Raw genomic sequence first — 20,278 nt, 5'->3', positions numbered from 1 at the left:
GCCCCGGGCCCACCGGGGGGGGCCCCCCCCCCCCCCCCGGGGGGGGGCCCCCCGGCCCGTCCCCGCGGCGGGGCGCGTGCTACGAGCTGATGGGCTCGAAGTCCCAGTAGGGGCGGGTGCGGGAGCGGGCCGTCACCGTGTGCGGGTGCTGCGGGCCGAGGGTGGCCGAGAGCGCGGCCAGCGCCTCCTCCTCGATCTTGTCGGCCTCCTGCCGCTTGCGCATGTTGCGCAGGTCGGTGGCGAGCGCGATCCGGCAGGACAGCGTCAGCGGGTGGTCCTTGCCGAGCCGGGCGGTGGCCCGCTCCGCGGTGGCGCGGCTGAGTTCGGCCGCGCTCTCCGGGTCGCCCGCGAAGTTGCGGGCGCCGCTGGCGTTGAGCGCGCAGCCCAGCGTCCACGGGTGGTCGTCGCCGACCGCGCGGGTCATGCCGATCAGCGCGTCCTCGATCTCGATCTGCGACTGCTGCCGCTCGCCGGCCGCCCGCAGCAGCAGGCCGTGGTTGGCGAGCGCGCCGGAGACGAACGCGTGCCGGGCGTTGAACTGCCAGCGGTAGTGCCGCAGTACGAACTCCGACAGCTCCCTGGCCCGGTCGAGGTCGCCGTGCTCCCGCTCGAAACTGGAGTACGTGACCGCGACCCGCAGCGACAGCGGGTCGGTGCTGCCCAGCACCCGCTCGCAGCGCTCCAGCAGCCGGCCCATCAGATGGGCGGCACGCGGCCGGTCGCCCGCCCGGTAGTAGCACTGCGCCAGATTGTGCTCGGCGCGCAGCGTCTGGGGGTTGTCGGCGCCCAGCACGGTGCGGTGGGTCTCGGCGTTGCGCTCCTGCACCGACGTGGCCTGGTCGTAGCGGCCGAGCAGCCGCAGGTCGTACGCGTAGGAGTTCTCCGAGGAGAGCGTGACGATGTTACGGGCGCGCAGCAGTTCGCGGCGCGCCTCCAGGATCTCGCCGTCGAGGTCGAGGGCTTCCTGGTAGCGGCCGAGCAGCCGGTAGGTGACGGCCAGGTTGTTCTTGGCGAGCAGGGTGCGGGAGTCCTGCTCGCCGACGAGTCGGGCGTAGCCGCGCTCGACGAACCGGGCCGTTTCCAGGCCCTCGTCGTAGCGGCCGAGGTTGCGCAGGTCCGCGGCGAGACCGTTGGCGGCGCGCAGCGTCAGCAGGTCCTGTTCGCCGCGGTCGGCGCGCAGGGTCTCGAAGGCGTCGCGGTCCAGGGCCTCGGTGGCGACGTAGTCGCCCATGGCGCGCATCATGTTGGCCCGGTTGTTCACCAGGTCCCACAGCCGCGGGTGACCGGGCTCCAGCAGGTCGGGCCAGTGCTTGGCCGTGGCCTCGGCGAGCCGCAGTCCGGCCCGGTACTCGCCCGACAGGTGCAGGTAGCGCAGGCAGTTGACGATCATGAGCTGGATGTCGGGGTTGGTGCTGCGCAGCGCGCCGGACGCCTCCAGGTGCGGGACGATCTCGGCGTAGCGCGGCCACAGCCGGGTGTCGGTGGGGCGGCCGGGGTCGGCGGCGGCCAGGATCTTGCGGACCACCTGGGAGTACAGGTTCTGCTCGGCGGCGGGCATGTCGGCCCGCACCGCCTGGTAGACCAGCCGGTGCATCTGGACGACCTCGGCGGTGCCGGCGGCCTCGTCGTCCTCGGCCTCCGGGGGGTCGGACTGCACGACGGCCCACTGGGCGAGCTTGCTGATCGCCGAGTTCCACAGCAGCGGGTCTTCCATCAGCCCGGTGAGCTGTTCCGGCAGGTCGCGCACGGGCAGGTCGCGCAGCAGCCGGACCGGGATCGGCCCCGGCGCGAAGAAGACGCACAGCCGCAGCAGGTCGACGGCCTCCGGCTTGTCCTCGCGGAGCCGGTTGAGCAGTATCGAGAAGGCGGTGTAGTACGTCATCTGGAAGTCGGCGGCGACCTTGAGGCCGGGTTCGACGTCCGCGCCGTGCCGCAGCAGCTCGATGTAGTCGTCCACCGGCATGGCCGAGTCGTTGAGCGCGCCCGCGTTCTGGTCCAGGGCCAGCGCGAGGTCGCCGAGGGCGTCGGCCAGCTTGTCGGCGTCGGCGTCGTCCAGCCGCGGCGCGCGCCGCCGTACGAAGGCGACGCTCTCCGCCCTGCTGTAGACGGGCACTTCGATCAGGGCGCTGTTGTGCTCGGCCCACTCGCGGTTCTGCGAGGTGATCAGTACGTGGCCGGGCCCGGTGGGCACCAGGTCGTGGATGTCCTCGGGCTGGTCGGCGCCGTCGAGGACCACCAGCCAGCGGAAGTAGGGCTCGCCGCGGCGCAGCGCGTCGCGTACCGCGCGCAGCCGTTCGCCGTACTCGCGGCCGGTGACCAGGCCGAGCGCGGGCGCCAGGCCCGCCAGCTTCTCGCGCAGGGTGCCGCGCTCGCTGGCGCGCACCCACCACACGACGTCGTACTCCGGGCCGAAGCGGTAGACGTACTCGGTCGCGATATGGGTCTTGCCGACCCCGGACAGGCCGTGCAGGGTGGCGACCCCCGCGCCGGGCTCGGCCTGGGTGAAGTGATTGTGCAGGTCGCCGAGGAGCTCCTCGCGGCCGGTGAAGCGGGTGTTGCGGCGCGGGACACCGCCCCACACGTCGGGCTGTTCCAGCGGGAAGCGCGGGCCGCCGGAGCCGCTGAGGGTGTCGCTGGAGGAGGCACGGGAGGGGGCGATGCCGAGCCTGCCGAGCAGTCGCCGCTCGGCCTCGGCCGCGCCCAGGCCCCACAGGTCGGCGGCGCCGAGCGAGGCGACGGCGCTGGGCAGCGCGGCCGGGGTGACGGAGACCGCGGCGAAGCGTTCACTGTGGGCGGGGACGACCGCGCGCAGCGCGACGTTCCACTCCTCGTGGGTGCGCGGGCCGAGCCGGAAGTACCACTCGCTGAGCACGATCAGCACGCGGCCCTCGGACAGCAGCAGGTCACGTAACATCCGCTCGATGGAGTCCGTGGGGTCGGCGTCCCAGCGCTGCAGCGCCACCTGCTGGCCGTGCCGTTCGAGTCTGCTCGCGATCCACGCCGCCCAGGCCCTGTTGTAGCCCGCGTAACTGATCGTGACGATTCCCGGCCCCCGTGCTGCTGAGGCGGCGTTACGCCCTCCGGCCATGCGTGCGACTCCCTCGTGATACGCGCGTAGTGCTCTGGCGGGTCAGTGGATCGACAGTGAGCCAGGTGCGCCCGAGGGCACAGGTGACTTTCGCCAGAAACTACACTGCTTTACTCCCCCGTTGACGTACGGTCATGCCGTTTCGCGCGCCCAAAGACGCCCGTTCAGACCCGCTTTCGCCGCCAGATCACCCGAGCCGTCTCGACGTACGCCGTGGCGCGCGCGAGATGGCCTTCCGGCGGCGTGTGCCGTCCCAGCCGAGTGTGGTACGCCGCCATGGAGTTGACCAGGGTGCGGCCCTGCGGGGTCAGCCGGTTGGAGCCGAGCAGCTGCGGCAGGACGGCCTCGACCTGGAGGCGGCAGCGGCAGTGCGCGGCCCACGCGGCGTCGCGCTGTGCGGGGTCCGCGGCGGCCAGCGCGACGCCGAGGTGGAAGTCGGCGAGCGCGAGGTGGGCGTACGCGCCCTGGAAGACGCCGTCGAAGGGGCGCGGGTCCTGCCGCCAGGGGGCCCAGTAGCGGGCGGTGTCGTCCGCGGTGTGCAGCGCGGTGACGCTGGCCAGGGCGAGCAGCTTGGTGTGCTGCAACTCGTGGACGAGCGCGGCGGCCATCTTCAGGCCGCCCATCGGCGTACTGCTGAGCAGCGCGCCGAAGGCGTCGCCCAAGGTGGCGCTGTACTGCGCGGACGCGGCGCCGTCCAGCGGCACGAAGCAGTCGAGCAGCGCGGCCACTTCGCGGGCCCGGGTGCCGTCGCCGAGCCGCAGCCAGGGCTGGGCCTCGCGCCAGGCGGTACGCCATCTGGCCCGGTCCTCGTCGGCGAGCCGGTCGGCGGCGGACAGCCCGTACGGATTGGCGCGGCGGCCCTCCGCGCGGTACGGGTCGGCGTCGTCGATCAGCACCGGGTGACCGTCTGGGCGGTCCTCCTGCGGCCACAGCGCCTGGATCGGGCGCCAGCCGGGGGCGGCCGAGCGCCACACGCCGTCGGTTCCCCTGCGCACCTCGACCGCGTGGCGGGTGCGCTCCTCGGGGCGCAGCCAGAGCCGGTTGCCGTCGCCGTCCACCCGCATCCGGGGCGCGGCGGCGCCGGGCTTGCGCGGGGGGCCCGCGGCCGGCAGCCGGTAGCCGCCGAGCGTCGGCAGCGTCAACAGGCCGTCGCGTACCGGTACGTCGGCGCTGAAGCGCAGGCCCGCGCGGGCGGCGGCGGACGCGGCGAGCGCGCCCAGGTGCGGCAGCGCCTCCGCGGCCCGCGGCGCCTGGCCCGCCACGGTGAGCGCCCGTAGGCTGCGCTCGGCCCACGCGCCGGTCAGCGGGTAGTGCACGACGCGGCGGGCGGCTGCCGGGTCCGCGCGCTCGGCCCGCTCCAGCAGCCGCCAGTCGCCCAGCACGCGCTCGGCGGTCCCCTCGGGCAGCGATCCGGCGGGCGCGGTCCGCACGGCGTCGAGCAGCGCGCGCAGCACCAGCAGCCGCCGCCCGCGCTGGTGGCTGACCAGCAGCTCCAGCGAGTCCGGCCCGCTGCCGGTGCTGCCGAGCACCGGCAGCACCGCGTCGAGCACGGGCGCCGCGGCGGTGGTCACGGCGCCTCCCGCCGTACGCGGGACGCGGCGGGAGCCGGGGCCGCCGCCTCGGCGAGGCGGCGCGCGATGTGCCGGATGAGCAGCGCCATGTCGGCGCAGTAGACCGACGGGTTGCGGAAGCCGGAGCCCTCCCGGTAGCGGTGGACGTAGTGGCCGCCGCCGCAGACGGTGACCAGCGGGCAGGCGCGGCAGGTGGCGGCGAGGGCGGCGAGCCCGGCCTGGCGGGCGGCGACGCCGGGGTGGGCGAGCGCGTCGTCGAAGCTGTTGCGGAAGACGTCGAGCCCGGTGGCGGCGGCGCCCTCGTACGCGGACTTGAGCGAGTCGACCTGCTCGATGCCGCCGTCGGTCTCGATCACGACGGCGGTGAAGGGCTGGAGCCCGAGCCGTTCGACGGGCGACCGCAGGCCGAGCAGCAGGGCCACGCACTCCTCGAACAGCCGAATCCTGGTCTCCCGCCGCTCCGCGCCCCACCAGCGGTCGAAGACGGCGGAGAGCCAACTCCCGTACGGCGCGGGGTCGTCGGCGGATGCGGGCAGTCCCGGCGGCGGCGCGGTCCAGTTGCCGTGCGGCAGCAGCAGGTCCATCCGCGGCGGCCGGAAGGCCAGCAGCGACTCGTACACCTCGACCGGGTCGTGGGCGAGGTCGACGACGCACAGCAGTCCGCCGTACGCCTCGGGCGCGGTCTCGGCGAGCAGCCGTACCCCGGCGGAGGCGGCGGCCCAGGACGGGCGGCCCGCGTGGTCGACGCGCGCGGCGTTGTGGGCGGGCAGGCCGCCGTCGAGGCTGACGCCGACGCGTATACGCGCGTCACGCAGGACGCGCAGCCGGTCGGCGGTGAGCAGGGTGCCGTTGGTCTGCACGCTGGCGTGCACGGCGCAGTCGGCGGGGACGGTGCGGCGGATCAGGTCGACGTCGGCGGCGAGCGCGTCGGCGCCGTTGAGCAACGGTTCGCCGCCGTGCAGCACCACGGCGACATCGCGCAGGCGGTGGGTCGCGGCGTGTTCCGCGATGCGTTCGGCGGTGCGCCGGGTCACCGCGTCGGGGGCGGCGCGGGGGCGGTCCCGCCAGCCGTGGTCGGGGCCCGCGTAGAGGTAGCAGTAGGTGCAGGCCAGATTGCAGCGGCTGTGCGTCTTGAGGATGAACTGCCGCAGGGGGAAGGCCCCTTCGGTCGCCTTACTGCCGGTCCGCGGCCTGTTGTCGGCCGGATGACGCACCACATCACCTCCCCCGTGTACCTCAGGCCGCCCCGTCGGCCCCAGCGGTTGTTCCCGCTGGGCGGCCGGAAGTAAACACCTGGGCAAGGAATTGGCCGTATTCGCCCTGGAGCACGGCCAAAAGCGGCGTTCCGTCAGGAGATCACGCGATACGGGGGTACGTGGGCGGTGGTCGCGCGCGCCGGTGCCCGGTGCGCCGGGCGGCGTCAGCCGGTGGCCTCCGGCGCGCTGGGGTCGCTCTCGAAGCCCCACAGCGCCTCGCCGCCGGGACCGGCCGCGCGGGCCCGCAGATCGCTCACCAGGGCGGACAGCACCGGGTGTTCGACGGTGCGCAGCGATTCCAGGTCGAGGCCGAGCAGGTCGATGTCGGCGTCCGCCGGAATCCGGTGGGCGGGGGCGTGCTCGGGCGACACCGCCTCGGGAAGGTCCCGTTCGGAAGGTGCCCGCTCGGGGACCGCCCGCTCGGCGACCGCTCTTTCGTCAACAGCCCTTTCGTGAACGGCGCGTTCGGGTAACGCCTCGTCGTGGTGAGCGGGTTCGTCCGGGGGCCGCTCGGCCCCGCCGTACGCTCGGTCGTCCATCGTCGGCCTCAGCTCTCGTCCCGTGGTGGCTCGTGGGGGGATGCAGTTGTCGCGGCCCGGATTCGCGCGGGGTCCGGGCCGGTCGGTCCGAGGCGGCCGGACCGGGGCCGCTCGCCCCGGGCTCAGTTCGTCCGTGTCAGCGCCGCCAGCCGTTCGGCGGTCCGCTGCCGTGCCTCCTCGTCCGCGGCGCCGTCCCCTCCGTCGTCCGGCAGCCGCCGCCATTCGGCCTGCGCGGCCCGGTAGGCGTCGGCGGCGGCCCGCGGGCGCCGGGCGAATTCGTAGACCACGCCACGCCAATGATGCGCCAGCGCCGACAGCCGCACCATGGGGCCGGGTTCCGCCGACCGGTCGGCCGCCGTGCCCGCGGCCTCCGCGGCGCGGCGGTAGGCGTCGGCCGCCTGGTCGAGGCGCTCACCGCGCTGGGTGTGCGCGTAGCCCAGCCGGTGCGACTCGCCCAACTCGTACCAGATCCGCGCCACTTGCGCCGGATCCACGGCGGGCTGCACGGCCAGGCCCAGGACGTGCTCGGCCTCGCGCAGGTCCACCAGGTCCTGTTCCGCCCGGTAGCGCAGCACCAGGGCCCGGCCGAGCATCAGCAGCCTGCCGGACAGCCGCGGGTCGCTCTCCGGGGTCTCCATCCGGCAGTCCCGCAGCACCTGCACGGCCCGGTTGACGAAGAGTTCACCACCGGGGAGCGCGGAGCGGCCGAGCAGCGCGTTGCCCCATTCGGCGACGATCTCGCTGTACTCGGGGCGGTCGCGCGGGGTCAGACGGCACGCCTCGGCGAACCGCCCCGCCGCCGCCTCCAGTTCACCGGCCGGGCCGCCCTCGGTGTGCCGGGCGGCCCTGATCCGGCCCGCACGCAGCAGGATCGAGGCCCGCGCCAGCCGGTCGCGGGTCTCACCCAGCGCCCGGTCGACCAGCCGCTGTGCCTCCGGCAGCCGTCCGCCGACCAGCAGATGGGCGTCGACCAGCGACAGCAGCGCGGCGGTCCGCGCTTCGAGGGCCGCCTCCTCGCGTTCCAGCGCGTCCAGTCCCGCGGCGAAGTACTCGGCGGCCTGGAGCGCGTAGACCTGCTCGCGCTCCCGCTCCCCCGCCGTGCCCGCCAGCCGCAGCAGGGCGCGGCCGTGGGCGAGCGACAGCGCGCTGGGGCGGGCGTCGGACAGCGGCCAGGAGTCCGCGAACGCCTCCAGCATCCCCACGGTCTCCTGGAGCAGCCCGGCGTCGCCGCTGAGCTGCCACTGGTCCTCCAGCACCCTGACCCGCTCCAGGGTGGCGCCGAGCACGTCCTGCGGGTCGAGTCCCGGGGCGGCGCAGACCGCGCTGAACTCCCGGTCCGCGCGCCGCAGAAGCTCCAACGCGCCCCGCGTGTCCCCGTTCGCCGCCCGCTCGTCCGCGGCGGCCTGGAACACGCGGGCGCGCACCGCGCGGGCCGGTACCGAGCCCGGGTGCGCCGCGGCCGTCGCCGCCGCGTCCTGGGCCTCGCGCAGCAGCGCGGCCCCGCCGCGCAGCCGCCACAGCGTGATCAGATTCTGCGCCAGCTCGCTCCACAGGTCGGGGTCGGAGCCGCGCACCCGCTCCTCGTCCGCCGCGCGGCGCAGCAACTGCACCGCGTCCAGCAGATTCTGGACCATGCCCTCCTCGGTGAAGCGCGCCACCAACTGCCGGGCCCGCTGCACCGCGGACGACGGCTGTCCCGTACCGGCCCCGACGGCCAGCCGGTCGTGGCCGGTGTTCCCCGGCAGCGGCATGAAGCGCTCCAGCACCCGGGCGGCGACCTCCGCGAAGGGCTGCGGGGACTCGGCGACGACGGTCGACGCCTGCTCGGCGAGCGCGGTGGCGCGGGCCGCGGTGGCGACGGCGGCGTCCGCGAGCCGGTCCCCCGGCCCCTCGGTGAGCTGCGTGATGGCCAGCGCGGGGAAGTTGGGGCCGCTCTTGCCGAAACGCTGCTCGACGTACTCCGAGCAGTGCTTGAGCACCAGCAGCGCCTCGTCCCTGCCGAGCGGGCCGAGCAGCACGTCCCGTACACCGTCGGCGAATTCGTACCAGCGGTGGTCGCGCGCGTCGTCGCCCGATATCCGCTTGAGCAGGCCGCTGAGCAGCACCTCCGACAATTCGGCGGGCCCCGAGTCGGGCAGCATCGTGCGCTGGACGAGCTGCATGACGGGCAGGAAGAGCGGGGCGGCGGCGAGGTAGACGGCGAGCTGGGCGGCGGCGGGCGAGGCGGCCGAGCGGAATCGGCCGACCAGGGCCACCGGCGGCACCGGGGACTGCCGCGCGGGCGCCGGGGTCGCGGGCTGGTCGGAGCGCACCCAGCCGACGGCGGCGGGCACGCGGGCCGCGCCCGTGCCCGCCAGCAGCCGCGCCCACGCGCCCAACGCCTCGGCGGTGGGCGGCAGTACGGGCACCGGCAGCGCGTCGCCCACGGGTGTGGCCGGCACGTAGTGGGAGGAGCCGCCGGTGCCCGAGGAGAAGCGCAGCGGCGAGGCGGGCAGCAGCCCTTCGCCGCGGTGCAGCACGCCGTACGAGACGGGCAGCCGGGTCCGGGCCCACAACCGGGCCGGGAGCGGCTGGAGTACGGCGACCGGGCCGTGTCTGGCCAGCCGGTGCAGCAGCCGGTGCGCCTGCCCCGACCGCCACAGCGGCCCCGCGCAGTCGCTGACCAGCAGGGTCACCCGGCGGCCCGTGGGGTCGCTCAACTGCTCGGCGGAGCGCATCCCGACCGCCTCGGGGTCGAAGCGCCCGCTGACCGCGGGGTCGCCGTCCGGAGTGGCGTGCAGATAGCGGACCTGCACCTCGTGGAAGGCGCCGAGCCGTTCGAAGACCTGGCTCAGCTCGCGGAGCATCCTCTCCCACACGTACATCGAGGACGAGGCGTCCATGAGCAGCTGCATCGAGGCGTCGCCGCGCAGCACCGGCCGGAAGACCGGCAGCAGAAGTCCGGCGGCGCGCGCGCTGTTCTCCGCGGTGGCGGACTCGTCGAGCACTTCGCGCAACGGCCGCGCGGGGCTGCGGTAGCGCTGCAACGGCCGCAGCGCCGACTGGAGTTCGAGCAGCCGGGGCAGCGTGGCCGCTTCGGGCACGGCGACCGACAGCGCGGCGGCGGCCGGTCCGGTACGCGCCCGGCCGGGGGCGCTGACGCCTGGATAGAGCTGGACGAGGCGGTCGTCGTCCGGGTCGGTGAGGCTGCGCGGCAGTACGGTGCCGCCGGGCGGGGTGGGGTCGGTGACGCCGGACAGTCCCGGGCGGTGCGCGCCGCTGCCGGTACCGGCGCCGCCGGGGTCGCGGGCCTCCCCCGCGGTGCTCGCGGGGGAGGTCGGGCGGGACCAGCGGGCCAGCCACAGCGCGTCGGCCAACTCGGTGGGTCCCGGGTCGAGTCCGGCCTCGGTCAGGGCGCCGACGACGGACGCGAGCGGGTCGGGCCGCTCGGTGTCGGTGCCGGTGTCGGCGGAGGGTGGTGTCCTCGGGTCGGGGGCCTGCGGGTCGGGTCTCCGGGTGGCCATGGCCGGTTCACCTGGGCCGGTCGAGCCGTTGGATGAGCATGTCCGCCAACCGGCTGCGGGTGGGGGGCGCGGCGTGATGGGTGAGGAAGATCGCGTTCAACAGCTGGTCGGTGGCGAGGAGTTCGCTGCGCGACCGTTCCAGGAAGCGGGTCACCAGGTCGTCGCCGACGGTCGCCGCCTCGTCGCCGAGGTGGGCGCGGACCACGGTGGACAGCCGCTTGTGGTCCGGGCGGCCCAGCTCCAGGTGGATGCAGCGGCGCAGCAGCGGCGGCGGGAAGTCGCGCTCGCCGTTGCTGGTGAGGATCACGAACGGGAAGGCCCGGCAGCGGATGCGGCCCTCGCGGAGCGAGACCTTGGCACCGTCGTCCGTCAACACCTCGACCTGCGGCTCGCGTTCGGCCAGCCGCTCCAGCTCGGGGATGCCGAACTCGCCCTCCTCCATCACGTTCAGCAGGTCGTTGGGCAGGTCGATGTCGCTCTTGTCCAGCTCGTCGATGAGCAGCACCCGGGGCTTGGCGGTCGGCAGCAGGGCGGTGCCCAGCGGGCCGAGCCTGATGTAGCTGCCGATGCCGCCGGGCGGGGCGGTGCCGGAATTCGCCGCGATCTGGGTGTCCTGGAGGCGGGCGATCGCGTCGTAGCGGTAGAGCCCGTCCTGGAGCGCGCTGCGGCTGACGATCGGCCAGTGCAGCACGCGGCCGAGGCCCAGTTCGTACGCCACCGCGTGCGCGAGGGTGCTCTTGCCGGTGCCGGGGCTCCCGGTGACCAGCAGCGGACGGCGCAGGTACAGCGCCGCGTTGACCATCTCCAACTCCTCCGGGCTGGGCCGGTGCATCTCGGCCATGTGCCGGTACGCGCCGAGCCTGCGGGCGGAGGAACTGTCGGGTCCAGGGCCCTGCTGGACCAGTGGGCCGCCGTCGAAGTCCCGCCAGGGCGGGGGTTCTGGCAGTCCGTCGATGCCGGTGTGCGGTTCTCCCGTGCCCCGGTAGATGAGCCACTCGCCGGCGGGGCTGGCGTCGGTCATCTCACTCACCTCGATACCTCGTCCTCATGGAGTCTCCAACAGCTCGTCGGTCCCCGGTAGGGGGCGAGTCGGATCGTCGTAGAGCAGGGTGATTCCCACCGACCAGAACGCCTCGGGCACTCCCGCGTCCACCGCCGCGCGCAGGACGGCGAGGGCGCGGGGCAGCCGTGCGGCCGTGCGCGCGGCGCGCACCGTACGGTTCACGCCGCGGTGGAAGTCGCCGCAGGCCGTCTCGGGGGCGACCGGTTCCCTGCGCCACATCGCGACCGGGTAGCCGGAGGTCACCAGGTGGTGCAGCTCCTCGGGGGCGGTCGCGGCGCTGCGGCAGAGCACCGGCAGCGTGTCGCGCGAGCGGTCGCGCAGTTCGTCGTCGGCCGGGAGCGGGCCCGGCGTGCCGTCGTCGCAGTCGAACAGGTCGGCGCGCGGCCGCTGTTGGTGCAGGGTGTGCCAGCGGCCGTGCCTGGCCTCGGTCACCGCCGGGTCGTCGTCGGGCGGCGCGTCGGTGCGGCGCACCACGACCGGGCGTACGGCGCCGAGCGCGCGCCCGCCGGGACCGAGCGGCCAGGTCTCGACGGGGAAGCCCACCAGGGCGCCGGGGACGGCCAGTTGCAGCGGCGCCGGGTAGCCGGGCTGGTCGCAGCGGCGGAACACCTCGTCCAGCGGCTCGCGCAGCCGGCCCGGCAGGTCGTCGAGCGCGGTGCCGCGGAAGTCCTCCTCGACGCACTCCACTTCGCCGTTCTCCGGGACGACGCAGACCCGCCAGTCGAGGCGGCCCGGCTCCCAGCCGCGCGGGATGATCTCCAGCAGGGCCTCGGGGCGGATCCGGCGGTCCGGCCGGCCGCCGGGGCCCGCGTCGGCGGCGGTCGCGGTGGCCGCGTCCGCGGTCGTACCGCTGTCCGATCCCTGATCGTCGAGGTCCGTGCCCGGGTCACCGAAGCCGGTGCCGAAGTCGGCGCCGAGGCCGACGTCCGGGTCCGCGCCGAGATCGCCGGTCAGGCCGGTGACCAGCGTGCCGCGGGCGCGCAGCCGGGCCTTGCGCTCGGTGACCAGGGTGTTGCGGAACAGCCGGGTCAGACCGATCGCGTCGGCGGCGGTGTCCTGCGCCCAGTGCCACAGAACGCGTTCCGCCGCCTCGTCCGCCGCGCGGGTCCTGTCGGCGGTCGCGGCCTGCACCGCGAACCGCAGCACCGCCTCCAACTCGCTGGTGCCGCGCCGCAGGTCGTACAGCAGGCCCAGGCCGTCCCGCCAGGCGCGCGGCGCGGTCGGCAGGCCCTGCGCGGGGCTGCCGCGGACCGCTCCGACGATGTCCTGGAGGCTCTTCGCGCTGGCGGGCGGCGGTAGTTGGGCGAGCATCCCGAGCAGTGCGGTGCGCTGGCCCGGGGTCAGGGCGCGGCCCGCGGCGGCGCCGATCTCGCCGTGCGCGTCGGTCCAGGTGACCTCCTGGCCGCCGACGAAGGCGTAACGGTCGGCGTGGTAGAGGTCGTGCGCCGTCATCACGCGGTGGTACAGGTCGGCGGCGGTGCCGGTGGCGGGCAGCCTGCGCAACTCCTGGACGCCGATGGCGAGTCCGCCGTCCTGGCCGGTACGGCGCGCCTTCAGCACCCCGATCACCTCGCCGCGCACGAGGTCCACGACCGGGCCGCCCGAGACGCCGTTGGGCATCTCGTCCTCGTTGCCGAGCTTGAGCAGTCCGCCGCTGCCGAGCTGGCCGCTGATGGAACAGCGGCCGTTGTACGCGACGACCTCGCCGTCCATCGGGATGTGGCCGAAGTACGCGACCTGGTTGGTGGTATAGCCCTTCGCGGTGCGCTCGGTGAGCCAGACGCAGGGGTGGTCGACGCTGTCCAGCAGCCGGATCAGCGCCAGGTCGGGGGACGGCCAGCGGCCGGTGCCGGTGTGGCCCGCCGGTTCCGCCCACTCCACGACGCCGCTGAGCATGCGGTCGCCGTATCCCACGGAGACCTTGCGGCCGGCCGGGCCGCCGTCACCGCCGCCGCCGCCGCTCTGGGCGAGCGCGACGTGCGCGCAGGTGAGCACCCAGTTCGGCGCCACGAAGAAGCCGCTGCCCCGCAGCGGGTAGCCGGGTTCCCGGCCGTGAACGCGTACGGTCGCCTCGCTGACCAGCGGGGTCAGGATCTCGGCGGGGTCGGCGGGCTCGTCGAGCCCTCCGGGACCGCCGAACGCCGTCATCGCGCGCCCCGCCCTAATCGCGGTGCCGCGGCGGCAGCCGTCTGCGCCCCCATCCCACCCCCAGTGACTGATCGTCTCCGAAGGCTAGCCCGCGGCCAGGACCGGCGCGAGGACCTTCGGACATACTCCCTATCCTTGCGGTGTACGTCCCGTCTCGTCCCTCCCGTTCTTCCCCGTCCACCACCGTCCCACCCCGTTCCGGAGCAGATCTTGTACTTCACCGACCGCGGCATCGAGGAGCTCGCCACCCGGCGCGGCGAGGAGGAAGTCTCTTTCGACTGGCTGGCCGAGCGCTTGCGCGAATTCGTGGACCTCAACCCCGAATTCGAGATTCCGATCGAGCGGTTGGCGACGTGGCTGGCGCGGCTCGACGACGAGGACTAGCCTCCGGCTCGGTCCTTGGGTCTTTGGTCTTTCGTCTTTCCCGCCCGCCCGCCCACCCGTGCGGGTGCTTTGTCGTCTGCGGGTGCCGCTTGTGCCTGGTCGGTGCCGGTCCGGGGCACCTCCTCGAAATGCGGCTGCCTGGTCCCGTGCATCCGGTGCCGTTCCTGTCACCGCATTTCTGCGGGGGCACCCCGGCCCGTCCCCTCCCGGTACGTCGGCGTCCGCCTGTCCGTGGATAGCTGAGGGGGAGAGGGGTCCTTCCGGCGAACCGCCCTGCGCCGGTGCCCCTCCCGGCGGCCCGCAGACCTCGGGCCCTCCCCCAAGCGCCCAACACCCCCCCTGCCACCCCCAGCACCCGCACTCCCACCCACCCCCCTCCAGACCGTCGCCTCGCCCAGACCCCGGCCCCCCTTCACCCACCCCGCCGGACGGCCAGGCGGCCAGATCCCGCACCTCACCCACCCACCCCTTTCGTCCACCCGGCTGGACGTCGGTTGGCGCAGGGCCCGGCCCCCACCCACCGCCTTCCGTCCGCCACCCACTCCCTTTCGCCCGCCCCGCCGGAAGGTCGGGTGACGCAGGGCCCGGGCTCCCACCCACCCCCCTCCGCCACCCCACCGGACCGTCGGACGCCGACGTACCCGAGCCCACCCACCCCCCTCCGCCACCCCACCAGACCGTCGGACGCCGACGTACCCGAGCCCACCCACCCCCCTCCGCCACCCCACCAGACCGTCGGACGCCGACGTACCCGAGTCCACCCACCCCCCTCCCGGCCACCCCCACCAGACCGTCGGACGCCGACGTACCCGAGTCCACCCACCCCCCTCCCGGCCACCCCCACCGGCGGGCGGACGCCGACGTACCGGAAGGGGACGGGCCGGGGTGCCCCCGCAGAAATGCGGTGACAAGAAGGGTGCCGGATGCACGGGACCAGGTAGCCGCATTTCGAGGAGGTGCCCCGGACCGGCACCGACCCAGGCACAAGCGGCACCCGCAGACGAAAAAACACCCGCACGGGTGGGCGGGCGGGAAAGACAAGACACCACTTGACTTGTGAGCCACGCGATATATCGTGAATGCACGAGACGCGATATGTTGCGTCCCAAGGCGCACCCGAGGAGGGGCACGATGAGCGGCATGTCGTCGGACCGGACCGTGGCGGAGCCGGAAAAGTTCGTGTTCGAGGAGCCCGTCGACACCCTCTGCGTGCGCATCGTCAACGGCGCCGTGAACGTCGTCGGCACCGAGGACGGCCCCGCACGGGTCGAGGTCACCGAGATCGACGGCCCACCGCTGAAGGTGTACCACCGCGGCGGCACCCTCACCGTGACCTACGACGACCTGCCGTGGAAGGGCTTCCTGAAGTGGCTCGACCCCAAGGGCTGGCAGCGTCACGCGGTCGTGACGCTCGCCGTCCCGCAGCGCACCAAGGTCGAAGTGGGAGTCGTCGGCGCCGGCGCCGTGATCTCCGGGATCGCCGGGGAGACCAGCGTGCAGGGGGTCAACGGGGACACCACACTCGTCGGCCTCAGCGGCCCGGTGCGGGCCAACACCGTCGCGGGCAGCGTCGAGGCCCAGTCCGTCTCCGGCAGCCTGCGGATCAACACCGTCTCCGGTGACCTCACCGTGGTCGAGGGCAGCGGCGCCGAGGTCAAAGCGGACTCCGTGAGCGGCAACATGGTGCTCGACCTCGATCCGTCCGCGGGGGCGGACGTCCGGCTCACCAGCGTCTCGGGCGAGATCGCCATCCGTATCCCGGAACCGGGCGACGCGGAGGTCGACGCCAACACCACCAGCGGCCATGTCTCCTGCGCCTTCGACGAATTGCGCGTCACCGGGCAGTGGGGGGCCAAGCGCATCACCGGCCGGATCGGCTCCGGCGGGGCGCGCCTGAGAGCCACCACCGTCTCCGGCGCCATCGCCCTGCTGCGCAGGCCGCCGCTGGAGGACGCGCCCTCGTTCCGGAAGGACATCTGACATGGCGCCCGTCTTCGCCCACGGCCGACTCCGGCTCTACCTGCTCAAGCTGCTGGACGAGTCGCCCCGGCACGGCTACGAGGTGATCCGGCTGCTGGAAGAGCGTTTCCAGGGGCTGTACGCGCCCTCCGCGGGCACCGTCTACCCGCGGCTGGCGAAACTGGAGAAGGAGGGCCTGGTCACGCACTCCACCGAGGGCGGCCGCAAGGTCTACGCCCTCACCGACGCGGGCCGCGGCGAGCTGGCCGACCGCGCCGACGAGATCGCGGGCCTGGAGGCGGAGATCCGCGAGTCCGTCTCCACGCTGGCCGCGGAGATCCGCGAGGACGTCCGGGGCGCCGCCGGTGACCTGCGCCGCGAGGTGCGCGCCGCCGCGCAGGAGGCGCGTACACCCCCGTCGCCCAAGCACGAGTGGCGCGAGCAGGCCGCGCGCGCCAAGGAGGAGAGCCGCCGGGCCAAGGAGGAGGCGCGCGACGCCCGCCGCCAGGCCAAGGCCGCGCGCGAGGAGGTCGAGCGGATCGCCCGCCAGGTCCAGGAGCAGGTGCAGTCGCACGTACGCTCCGGCGACTGGCAGGCCGGGCTGCGCGACGGTCTCGCCGAACTCACCAAGGAGCTGAGCCGGTTCGGCAAGGGCATGGACGTACCGACCACGCCCTGGGGCGCGCCCGCCGGTACGCCCCCGGTCTGGGCCGACGCCACGGCCGAGCCCGCCCAGGAGACGGAGAAGGAGACGGAGGAGGAGACGGAGAGGGAAGGGGACACGTCGGCGAAGTCGGACGCGGACACGGAAGCGCCCGAGCCCGCGGACGACGACACCCCGCCGTCCGCCGACCCCTTCCGCGACCTCGAACGCCTGCTGGACCGCTTCCGCGACGACATCCGCGACGCCGCCCGCGACCTGGGCGTCAACGACACCCAACTGCGCGAGGTGAGGCGCCACTTGTCCGCCGCGGCGGCGCACATCGTGGCGGCCCTGCACCTCCCGCCCACGTAGCGCGGGCCGCTTACACGGTCAGCACGACCTTCCCGAACAGCTCCCCGGCGGCGAGCCGTTCGAAGCCCTCGCGGGCGCGGTCCAGCGGCAGTACGGAGTCGATCACCGGCCGTACGCCGCTGGCCGCGCAGAAGGCCAGCAGATCCCGCAGCTCCTCCTTGGAGCCCATGGTCGAACCGACCACCTTCAGCTCCAGGAAGAAGATCCGGTTCAGCTCGGCGGCGGGCGGATTCTGCCCGCTGGTGGCGCCGGAGATGACGAGCGTGCCGCCGGGCCGCAGCGACTTGACCGAGTGCGACCAGGTCGCCGCCCCGACCGTCTCGATGACGGCGTCCACCCGCTCCGGCAGCCGCGCGCCCGATTCGTACACCGCGTGCGCGCCCAGTTCGAGCGCGCGCTCCCGCTTGGCCGCGTCCCGGCTGGTGGCGTGCACCCGCAGCCCGGCGGCGCGGGCCAGCACGATCGCGGCGGTGGCGACACCCCCGCCCGCGCCCTGCACGAGGACCGCGTCGCCCGGCCGTACCCCGGCGTTGGTGAAGAGCATGCGGTACGCGGTCAGCCATGCGGTCGGCAGGCAGGCCGCCTCCTCGAAGGAGAGTTCCTTCGGCTTGGGCAGCACATTCCAGGCCGGTACGGAGACCCGTTCGGCGAAGGTGCCCTGGTAGTGCTCGGTGAGGATGGAGCGGCGCTCGGTGGGACCGACCCCGTGACCGGTCTGGCCGATCACGGAGTGCAGCACCACCTCGTTGCCGTCCTCGTCGATCCCGGCGGCGTCGCAGCCGAGGATCATCGGCAGGCTCTCCCGGCCGAGGCCCACCCCGCGCAGCGACCACAGGTCGTGGTGGTTGAGCGAGGCGGCCTTGACCGTGACGGTGGTCCAGCCGGGGCGCTCCGACGGCTCCGGCCGCTCCCCCAACTCCAACCCGCTCAACGGCTTGTCGGCGTCAATACGTGCGGCGTATGCGGCATACATGCCGTCGACCCTACGGTCGGTCCCGGCGCCCGAGGAACCGCCACGGCATGTGACCCTCCGCGCACCCCGGGGCCGCGGTCAGCGGCGCGCCACCCCTTCCGCCCGCGCGGCGGCGGCGACGGCCGCGGTCACGGCGGGGGCGACCCGCGGGTCGAAGGGCGACGGGATGACGCACTGCGGCGAGAGCTCGTCGGCGACGACGGCGGCCAGCGCCTCGGCGGCGGCGATCTTCATCCCCTCGGTGATGGCCGAGGCCCGCACCTGGAGGGCGCCCGCGAAGATCCCGGGGAAGGCGAGCACATTGTTGATCTGGTTCGGGAAGTCGCTGCGCCCGGTCGCCACGACGGCCGCGTACTTGCGCGCGACGTCCGGGTGGATCTCCGGCGTGGGGTTGGCCATCGCGAAGACGAACGCGCCACGGGCCATCGTGGCGACCGCGGACTCCGGGACCGTACCGCCGGAGACCCCGATGAAGACGTCGGCGCCGTCCAGCGCGGCCTCCAACGGCCCGGTGAGACCCGCCTTGTTCGTATACGAGGCCAGCTCGCGCTTGACCGGGTTCAGGTCGTCGCGTCCGGCGTGCACGATGCCCTTGCGGTCGGTGACGGCGACGTCGCCGATGCCCGCCTCGACGAGGATCTTGGCGATGGCGACCCCGGCCGCGCCCGCGCCGGAGATGACGGCGCGCAGGTCGCCGAGGGTACGGCCGGTGAGCGTGCAGGAGTTGCGCAGCGCGGCGAGGGTGACGACGGCGGTGCCGTGCTGGTCGTCGTGGAAGACGGGGATGTCCAGCCGCTCCTGGAGCTTGCGCTCGATCTCGAAGCAGCGGGGGGCGGAGATGTCCTCCAGGTTGACGCCGCCGAAGGACGGGGCGAGCCGGACCACGGTCTCCACGATCTCGTCCACGTCGGTGCAGGCCAGCGCGATCGGCACGGCGTCGACGCCGCCGAACTGCTTGAAGAGGATGGCCTTGCCCTCCATGACCGGCAGGGACGCCTCGGGGCCGATGTCGCCCAGACCCAGCACCGCGGTGCCGTCGGTGACGACCGCGACGACCTGGGACTTCCAGGTGTAGTCGTGCACCAGCTCCGGCTTGTTCGCGATGGCGGTGCAGACCTCGGCGACACCGGGTGTGTACGCGAGCGACAAGTCGTCGGCGTCACGGATCGGCACGGTCGAGGTGACCTCCATCTTGCCGCCGCGGTGCAGGGCGAAGACCGGATCGATGGGGAACGCGTCGTCCGTACCGCTCATGCCGTCCGCACGGTCGGCGCCGTCCGCACTGTCCGTACTGTCCGCATCGGTCCGGGGATTGACGATCTCCGCTGCCACTTTTTGACCCCTTTGTCTGAATGATGAATGAGGGTACTCCGCCCGAAGGGGGTGGAGGTGGGCTCGGCGTCCGCGTCACCAGGTACGAGTGAGCAAGGTGACGGCCGACGCCAGGCGCGCCGCACGCACGCCATGGGCCCCGGATGAGGGGTGAGGACCCGTTCTACCGGAAGTCGGTTCCGGGGACGAGTGGGAATTGATCGGCACGGCCTCCGCGTGGTCCGGCCTTGGTGTGCCGGCCTGGTGGAGGCCCGGGGATCGCCCGTTATCCGATTTTGACACAACGAGAACCCTGCCCGGGGGTGTCCGGATGGCAAGATGCACAGATCACACACGGTGGCGGTACTCGATGGCGTGTGCCATGTCCACTGCACGACCCCCTCACTTCCGCAGGAGGACACAGCGATGACCGCATGTACGACCCGGCGTTCGGCCGCTCTCACTCGTCTCACCGCGGTCGCCGCCATAGCGGTCGCCGGCACTCTGGTACTGACCGGATGCGGCGACCAGACCAAGAAGGACAAGCCCGCGAACACCGTCGCCCCTAGTGGGACGGGGTCCTCGGCGACCTCGGCGGTCGCCCCGCTCTTCTCGAAGCTGCCCCAGAAGTACCAGGACTCCAAGACGATCCAGGTCGGCACGGACGCCTCGTACGCGCCGATGGAGCAGACCGAGAACGGCAAGATCGTCGGCATCGACCCGGACATCGCGGACGCGCTGGCCAAGCAGCTCGGCGTCACCTTCAAGTTCACCAACGGCAAGTTCGACGGCCTGATCACCTCCATCTACACCGGCCGCTCGGACATCGTGATGTCCGCTATGAGCGACACGAAGGCCCGCCAGGGCGGTCTGGACGACAAGGGCAAGAAGATCGGCAAGGGCGTCGACTTCGTCGACTACTACACCTCCGGTTCCTCCCTGCTGGTGAAGAAGGGCAACCCGAAGGGCGTCAAGTCCCTGGCCGACGTGTGCGGGCAGACCGTGGCCGTCCAGCGCGGCACGATCTACGACGACGCGTTCGAGGCCCAGAAGAAGGAGTGCGGCTCCAAGGGCCTGAAGATCCAGAAGTTCGACACCGACTCCGAGGCGCAGACCCGGGTGAAGGCGGGCGGCGCGGTCGCCGACCTCAATGACACGCCGGTGGCCGCGTACATCGCGCAGAAGTCCGGCAACGGCAACGACTTCGAGGTCGCGGGCTCCCCCGCGGACGCCGGTCCGTTCGGCATCGCGGTCAGCAAGGACAACACGCAGCTCAGGGACGCGCTGAAGGCGGCCATGGACGCGATCATCGCGGACGGCACCTACGCGCAGGTGCTGCAGAAGTGGAACGCGAGCAGCGGCGCCATCGCGTCGGCCGCGATCAACGGCGGTTCCTGACGTGGCATCGGGCACACCGGCCCCCTTCGAGAAGCCATCGGGCGACACCCCGCCGCAGGACGCCCCGCCG

The 20,278-nt window shown here is 73.7% G+C and carries 13 protein-coding genes; 4 read left to right on the top strand and 9 right to left on the bottom strand.

Annotated elements, in window-relative coordinates:
• Positions 1 to 79: 79 nt before the first annotated feature.
• The 7 genes from fxsT to ACFZBB_RS16145 form a co-directional block, all read right to left on the bottom strand.
• Positions 80 to 3,088, bottom strand: coding sequence for an FxSxx-COOH system tetratricopeptide repeat protein (fxsT, locus tag ACFZBB_RS16175; RefSeq protein WP_391122447.1), 3,009 nt, complete (start codon positions 3,086 to 3,088; stop codon positions 80 to 82).
• A gap of 164 nt (positions 3,089 to 3,252) precedes the next feature.
• Positions 3,253 to 4,659, bottom strand: a complete 1,407-nt coding sequence (locus tag ACFZBB_RS16170) for an aKG-HExxH-type peptide beta-hydroxylase (protein ID WP_391122444.1) — start codon at positions 4,657 to 4,659, stop codon at positions 3,253 to 3,255.
• Positions 4,656 to 5,873, bottom strand: coding sequence for an FxsB family cyclophane-forming radical SAM/SPASM peptide maturase (locus ACFZBB_RS16165; RefSeq protein ID WP_391123194.1), 1,218 nt, complete (start codon positions 5,871 to 5,873; stop codon positions 4,656 to 4,658). Before ACFZBB_RS16165 ends, ACFZBB_RS16170 begins: the two co-directional genes overlap by 4 nt.
• 206 nt (positions 5,874 to 6,079) lie before the next feature.
• Positions 6,080 to 6,454 carry an FxSxx-COOH cyclophane-containing RiPP peptide gene (gene fxsA, locus ACFZBB_RS16160; protein ID WP_391122441.1) on the bottom strand — a complete coding sequence of 125 codons (375 nt, stop codon included), beginning with the start codon at positions 6,452 to 6,454 and terminating at the stop codon, positions 6,080 to 6,082.
• A 122-nt stretch (positions 6,455 to 6,576) separates the two neighbouring features.
• The gene (locus tag ACFZBB_RS16155) at positions 6,577 to 9,957 is read right to left on the bottom strand and encodes an SAV_2336 N-terminal domain-related protein (RefSeq protein WP_391122438.1); all 3,381 of its coding nucleotides are present in this window, start codon (positions 9,955 to 9,957) and stop codon (positions 6,577 to 6,579) included.
• Positions 9,958 to 9,964: 7 nt separating this feature from the next.
• The gene (locus ACFZBB_RS16150; protein WP_188283451.1) at positions 9,965 to 10,978 is read right to left on the bottom strand and encodes a MoxR family ATPase; all 1,014 of its coding nucleotides are present in this window, start codon (positions 10,976 to 10,978) and stop codon (positions 9,965 to 9,967) included.
• 24 nt (positions 10,979 to 11,002) lie between these two features.
• Positions 11,003 to 13,168, bottom strand: coding sequence for a trypsin-like peptidase domain-containing protein (locus ACFZBB_RS16145; protein ID WP_391122435.1), 2,166 nt, complete (start codon positions 13,166 to 13,168; stop codon positions 11,003 to 11,005).
• A 210-nt stretch (positions 13,169 to 13,378) separates the two neighbouring features.
• On the opposite strand from ACFZBB_RS16145, the gene ACFZBB_RS16140 reads away from it, so the two are divergent.
• The 3 genes from ACFZBB_RS16140 (at position 13,379) to ACFZBB_RS16130 (ending at position 16,526) form a co-directional block, all read left to right on the top strand.
• Positions 13,379 to 13,552, top strand: a complete 174-nt coding sequence (locus ACFZBB_RS16140; RefSeq protein WP_391122432.1) for a DUF6104 family protein — start codon at positions 13,379 to 13,381, stop codon at positions 13,550 to 13,552.
• 1,131 nt (positions 13,553 to 14,683) lie between these two features.
• Positions 14,684 to 15,532 carry a DUF4097 family beta strand repeat-containing protein gene (locus ACFZBB_RS16135; RefSeq protein WP_391122429.1) on the top strand — a complete coding sequence of 283 codons (849 nt, stop codon included), beginning with the start codon at positions 14,684 to 14,686 and terminating at the stop codon, positions 15,530 to 15,532.
• A gap of 1 nt (position 15,533) precedes the next feature.
• Positions 15,534 to 16,526, top strand: coding sequence for a helix-turn-helix transcriptional regulator (locus tag ACFZBB_RS16130; protein WP_391122426.1), 993 nt, complete (start codon positions 15,534 to 15,536; stop codon positions 16,524 to 16,526).
• A 10-nt stretch (positions 16,527 to 16,536) separates the two neighbouring features.
• Here the strand turns inward: ACFZBB_RS16130 and ACFZBB_RS16125 are convergent, their stop codons facing one another.
• Both ACFZBB_RS16125 and ACFZBB_RS16120 read right to left on the bottom strand, forming a co-directional pair.
• Positions 16,537 to 17,499, bottom strand: coding sequence for a zinc-binding dehydrogenase (locus ACFZBB_RS16125; RefSeq protein WP_391122423.1), 963 nt, complete (start codon positions 17,497 to 17,499; stop codon positions 16,537 to 16,539).
• Positions 17,500 to 17,577: 78 nt separating this feature from the next.
• Entirely contained in the window at positions 17,578 to 18,753 is a 1,176-nt protein-coding gene (locus ACFZBB_RS16120; RefSeq protein ID WP_391123191.1) for a malic enzyme-like NAD(P)-binding protein, read from the bottom strand.
• 483 nt (positions 18,754 to 19,236) lie between these two features.
• On the opposite strand from ACFZBB_RS16120, the gene ACFZBB_RS16115 reads away from it, so the two are divergent.
• The gene (locus ACFZBB_RS16115) at positions 19,237 to 20,208 is read left to right on the top strand and encodes a transporter substrate-binding domain-containing protein (RefSeq protein ID WP_391122420.1); all 972 of its coding nucleotides are present in this window, start codon (positions 19,237 to 19,239) and stop codon (positions 20,206 to 20,208) included.
• Positions 20,209 to 20,278 lie beyond the last annotated feature (70 nt).

Origin of the sequence: Streptomyces sp. NPDC008139 (genome assembly GCF_042957025.1) — a bacterium.
In the GTDB taxonomy this organism is placed as follows: Bacteria; Actinomycetota; Actinomycetes; order Streptomycetales; family Streptomycetaceae; genus Actinacidiphila.
The sequence above is the reverse complement of the archived record's forward strand: the minus strand, read 5'-3'. Positions and strand labels throughout refer to the sequence as shown.

Excerpts from the sequence above, each read along its gene's own strand:
- fxsA (WP_391122441.1), bottom strand. The coding sequence starts at position 6,454 with ATGGACGACCGAGCGTACGGCGGGGCCGAGCGGCCCCCGGACGAACCC.
- ACFZBB_RS16115 (WP_391122420.1), top strand. The coding sequence starts at position 19,237 with ATGACCGCATGTACGACCCGGCGTTCGGCCGCTCTCACTCGTCTCACC.
- ACFZBB_RS16145 (WP_391122435.1), bottom strand. The coding sequence starts at position 13,168 with ATGACGGCGTTCGGCGGTCCCGGAGGGCTCGACGAGCCCGCCGACCCC.
- ACFZBB_RS16120 (WP_391123191.1), bottom strand. The coding sequence starts at position 18,753 with ATGAGCGGTACGGACGACGCGTTCCCCATCGATCCGGTCTTCGCCCTG.
- ACFZBB_RS16125 (WP_391122423.1), bottom strand. The coding sequence starts at position 17,499 with ATGTATGCCGCATACGCCGCACGTATTGACGCCGACAAGCCGTTGAGC.
- ACFZBB_RS16135 (WP_391122429.1), top strand. The coding sequence starts at position 14,684 with ATGAGCGGCATGTCGTCGGACCGGACCGTGGCGGAGCCGGAAAAGTTC.
- ACFZBB_RS16155 (WP_391122438.1), bottom strand. The coding sequence starts at position 9,957 with ATGGCCACCCGGAGACCCGACCCGCAGGCCCCCGACCCGAGGACACCA.
- ACFZBB_RS16150 (WP_188283451.1), bottom strand. The coding sequence starts at position 10,978 with ATGACCGACGCCAGCCCCGCCGGCGAGTGGCTCATCTACCGGGGCACG.
- ACFZBB_RS16130 (WP_391122426.1), top strand. The coding sequence starts at position 15,534 with ATGGCGCCCGTCTTCGCCCACGGCCGACTCCGGCTCTACCTGCTCAAG.
- fxsT (WP_391122447.1), bottom strand. The coding sequence starts at position 3,088 with ATGGCCGGAGGGCGTAACGCCGCCTCAGCAGCACGGGGGCCGGGAATC.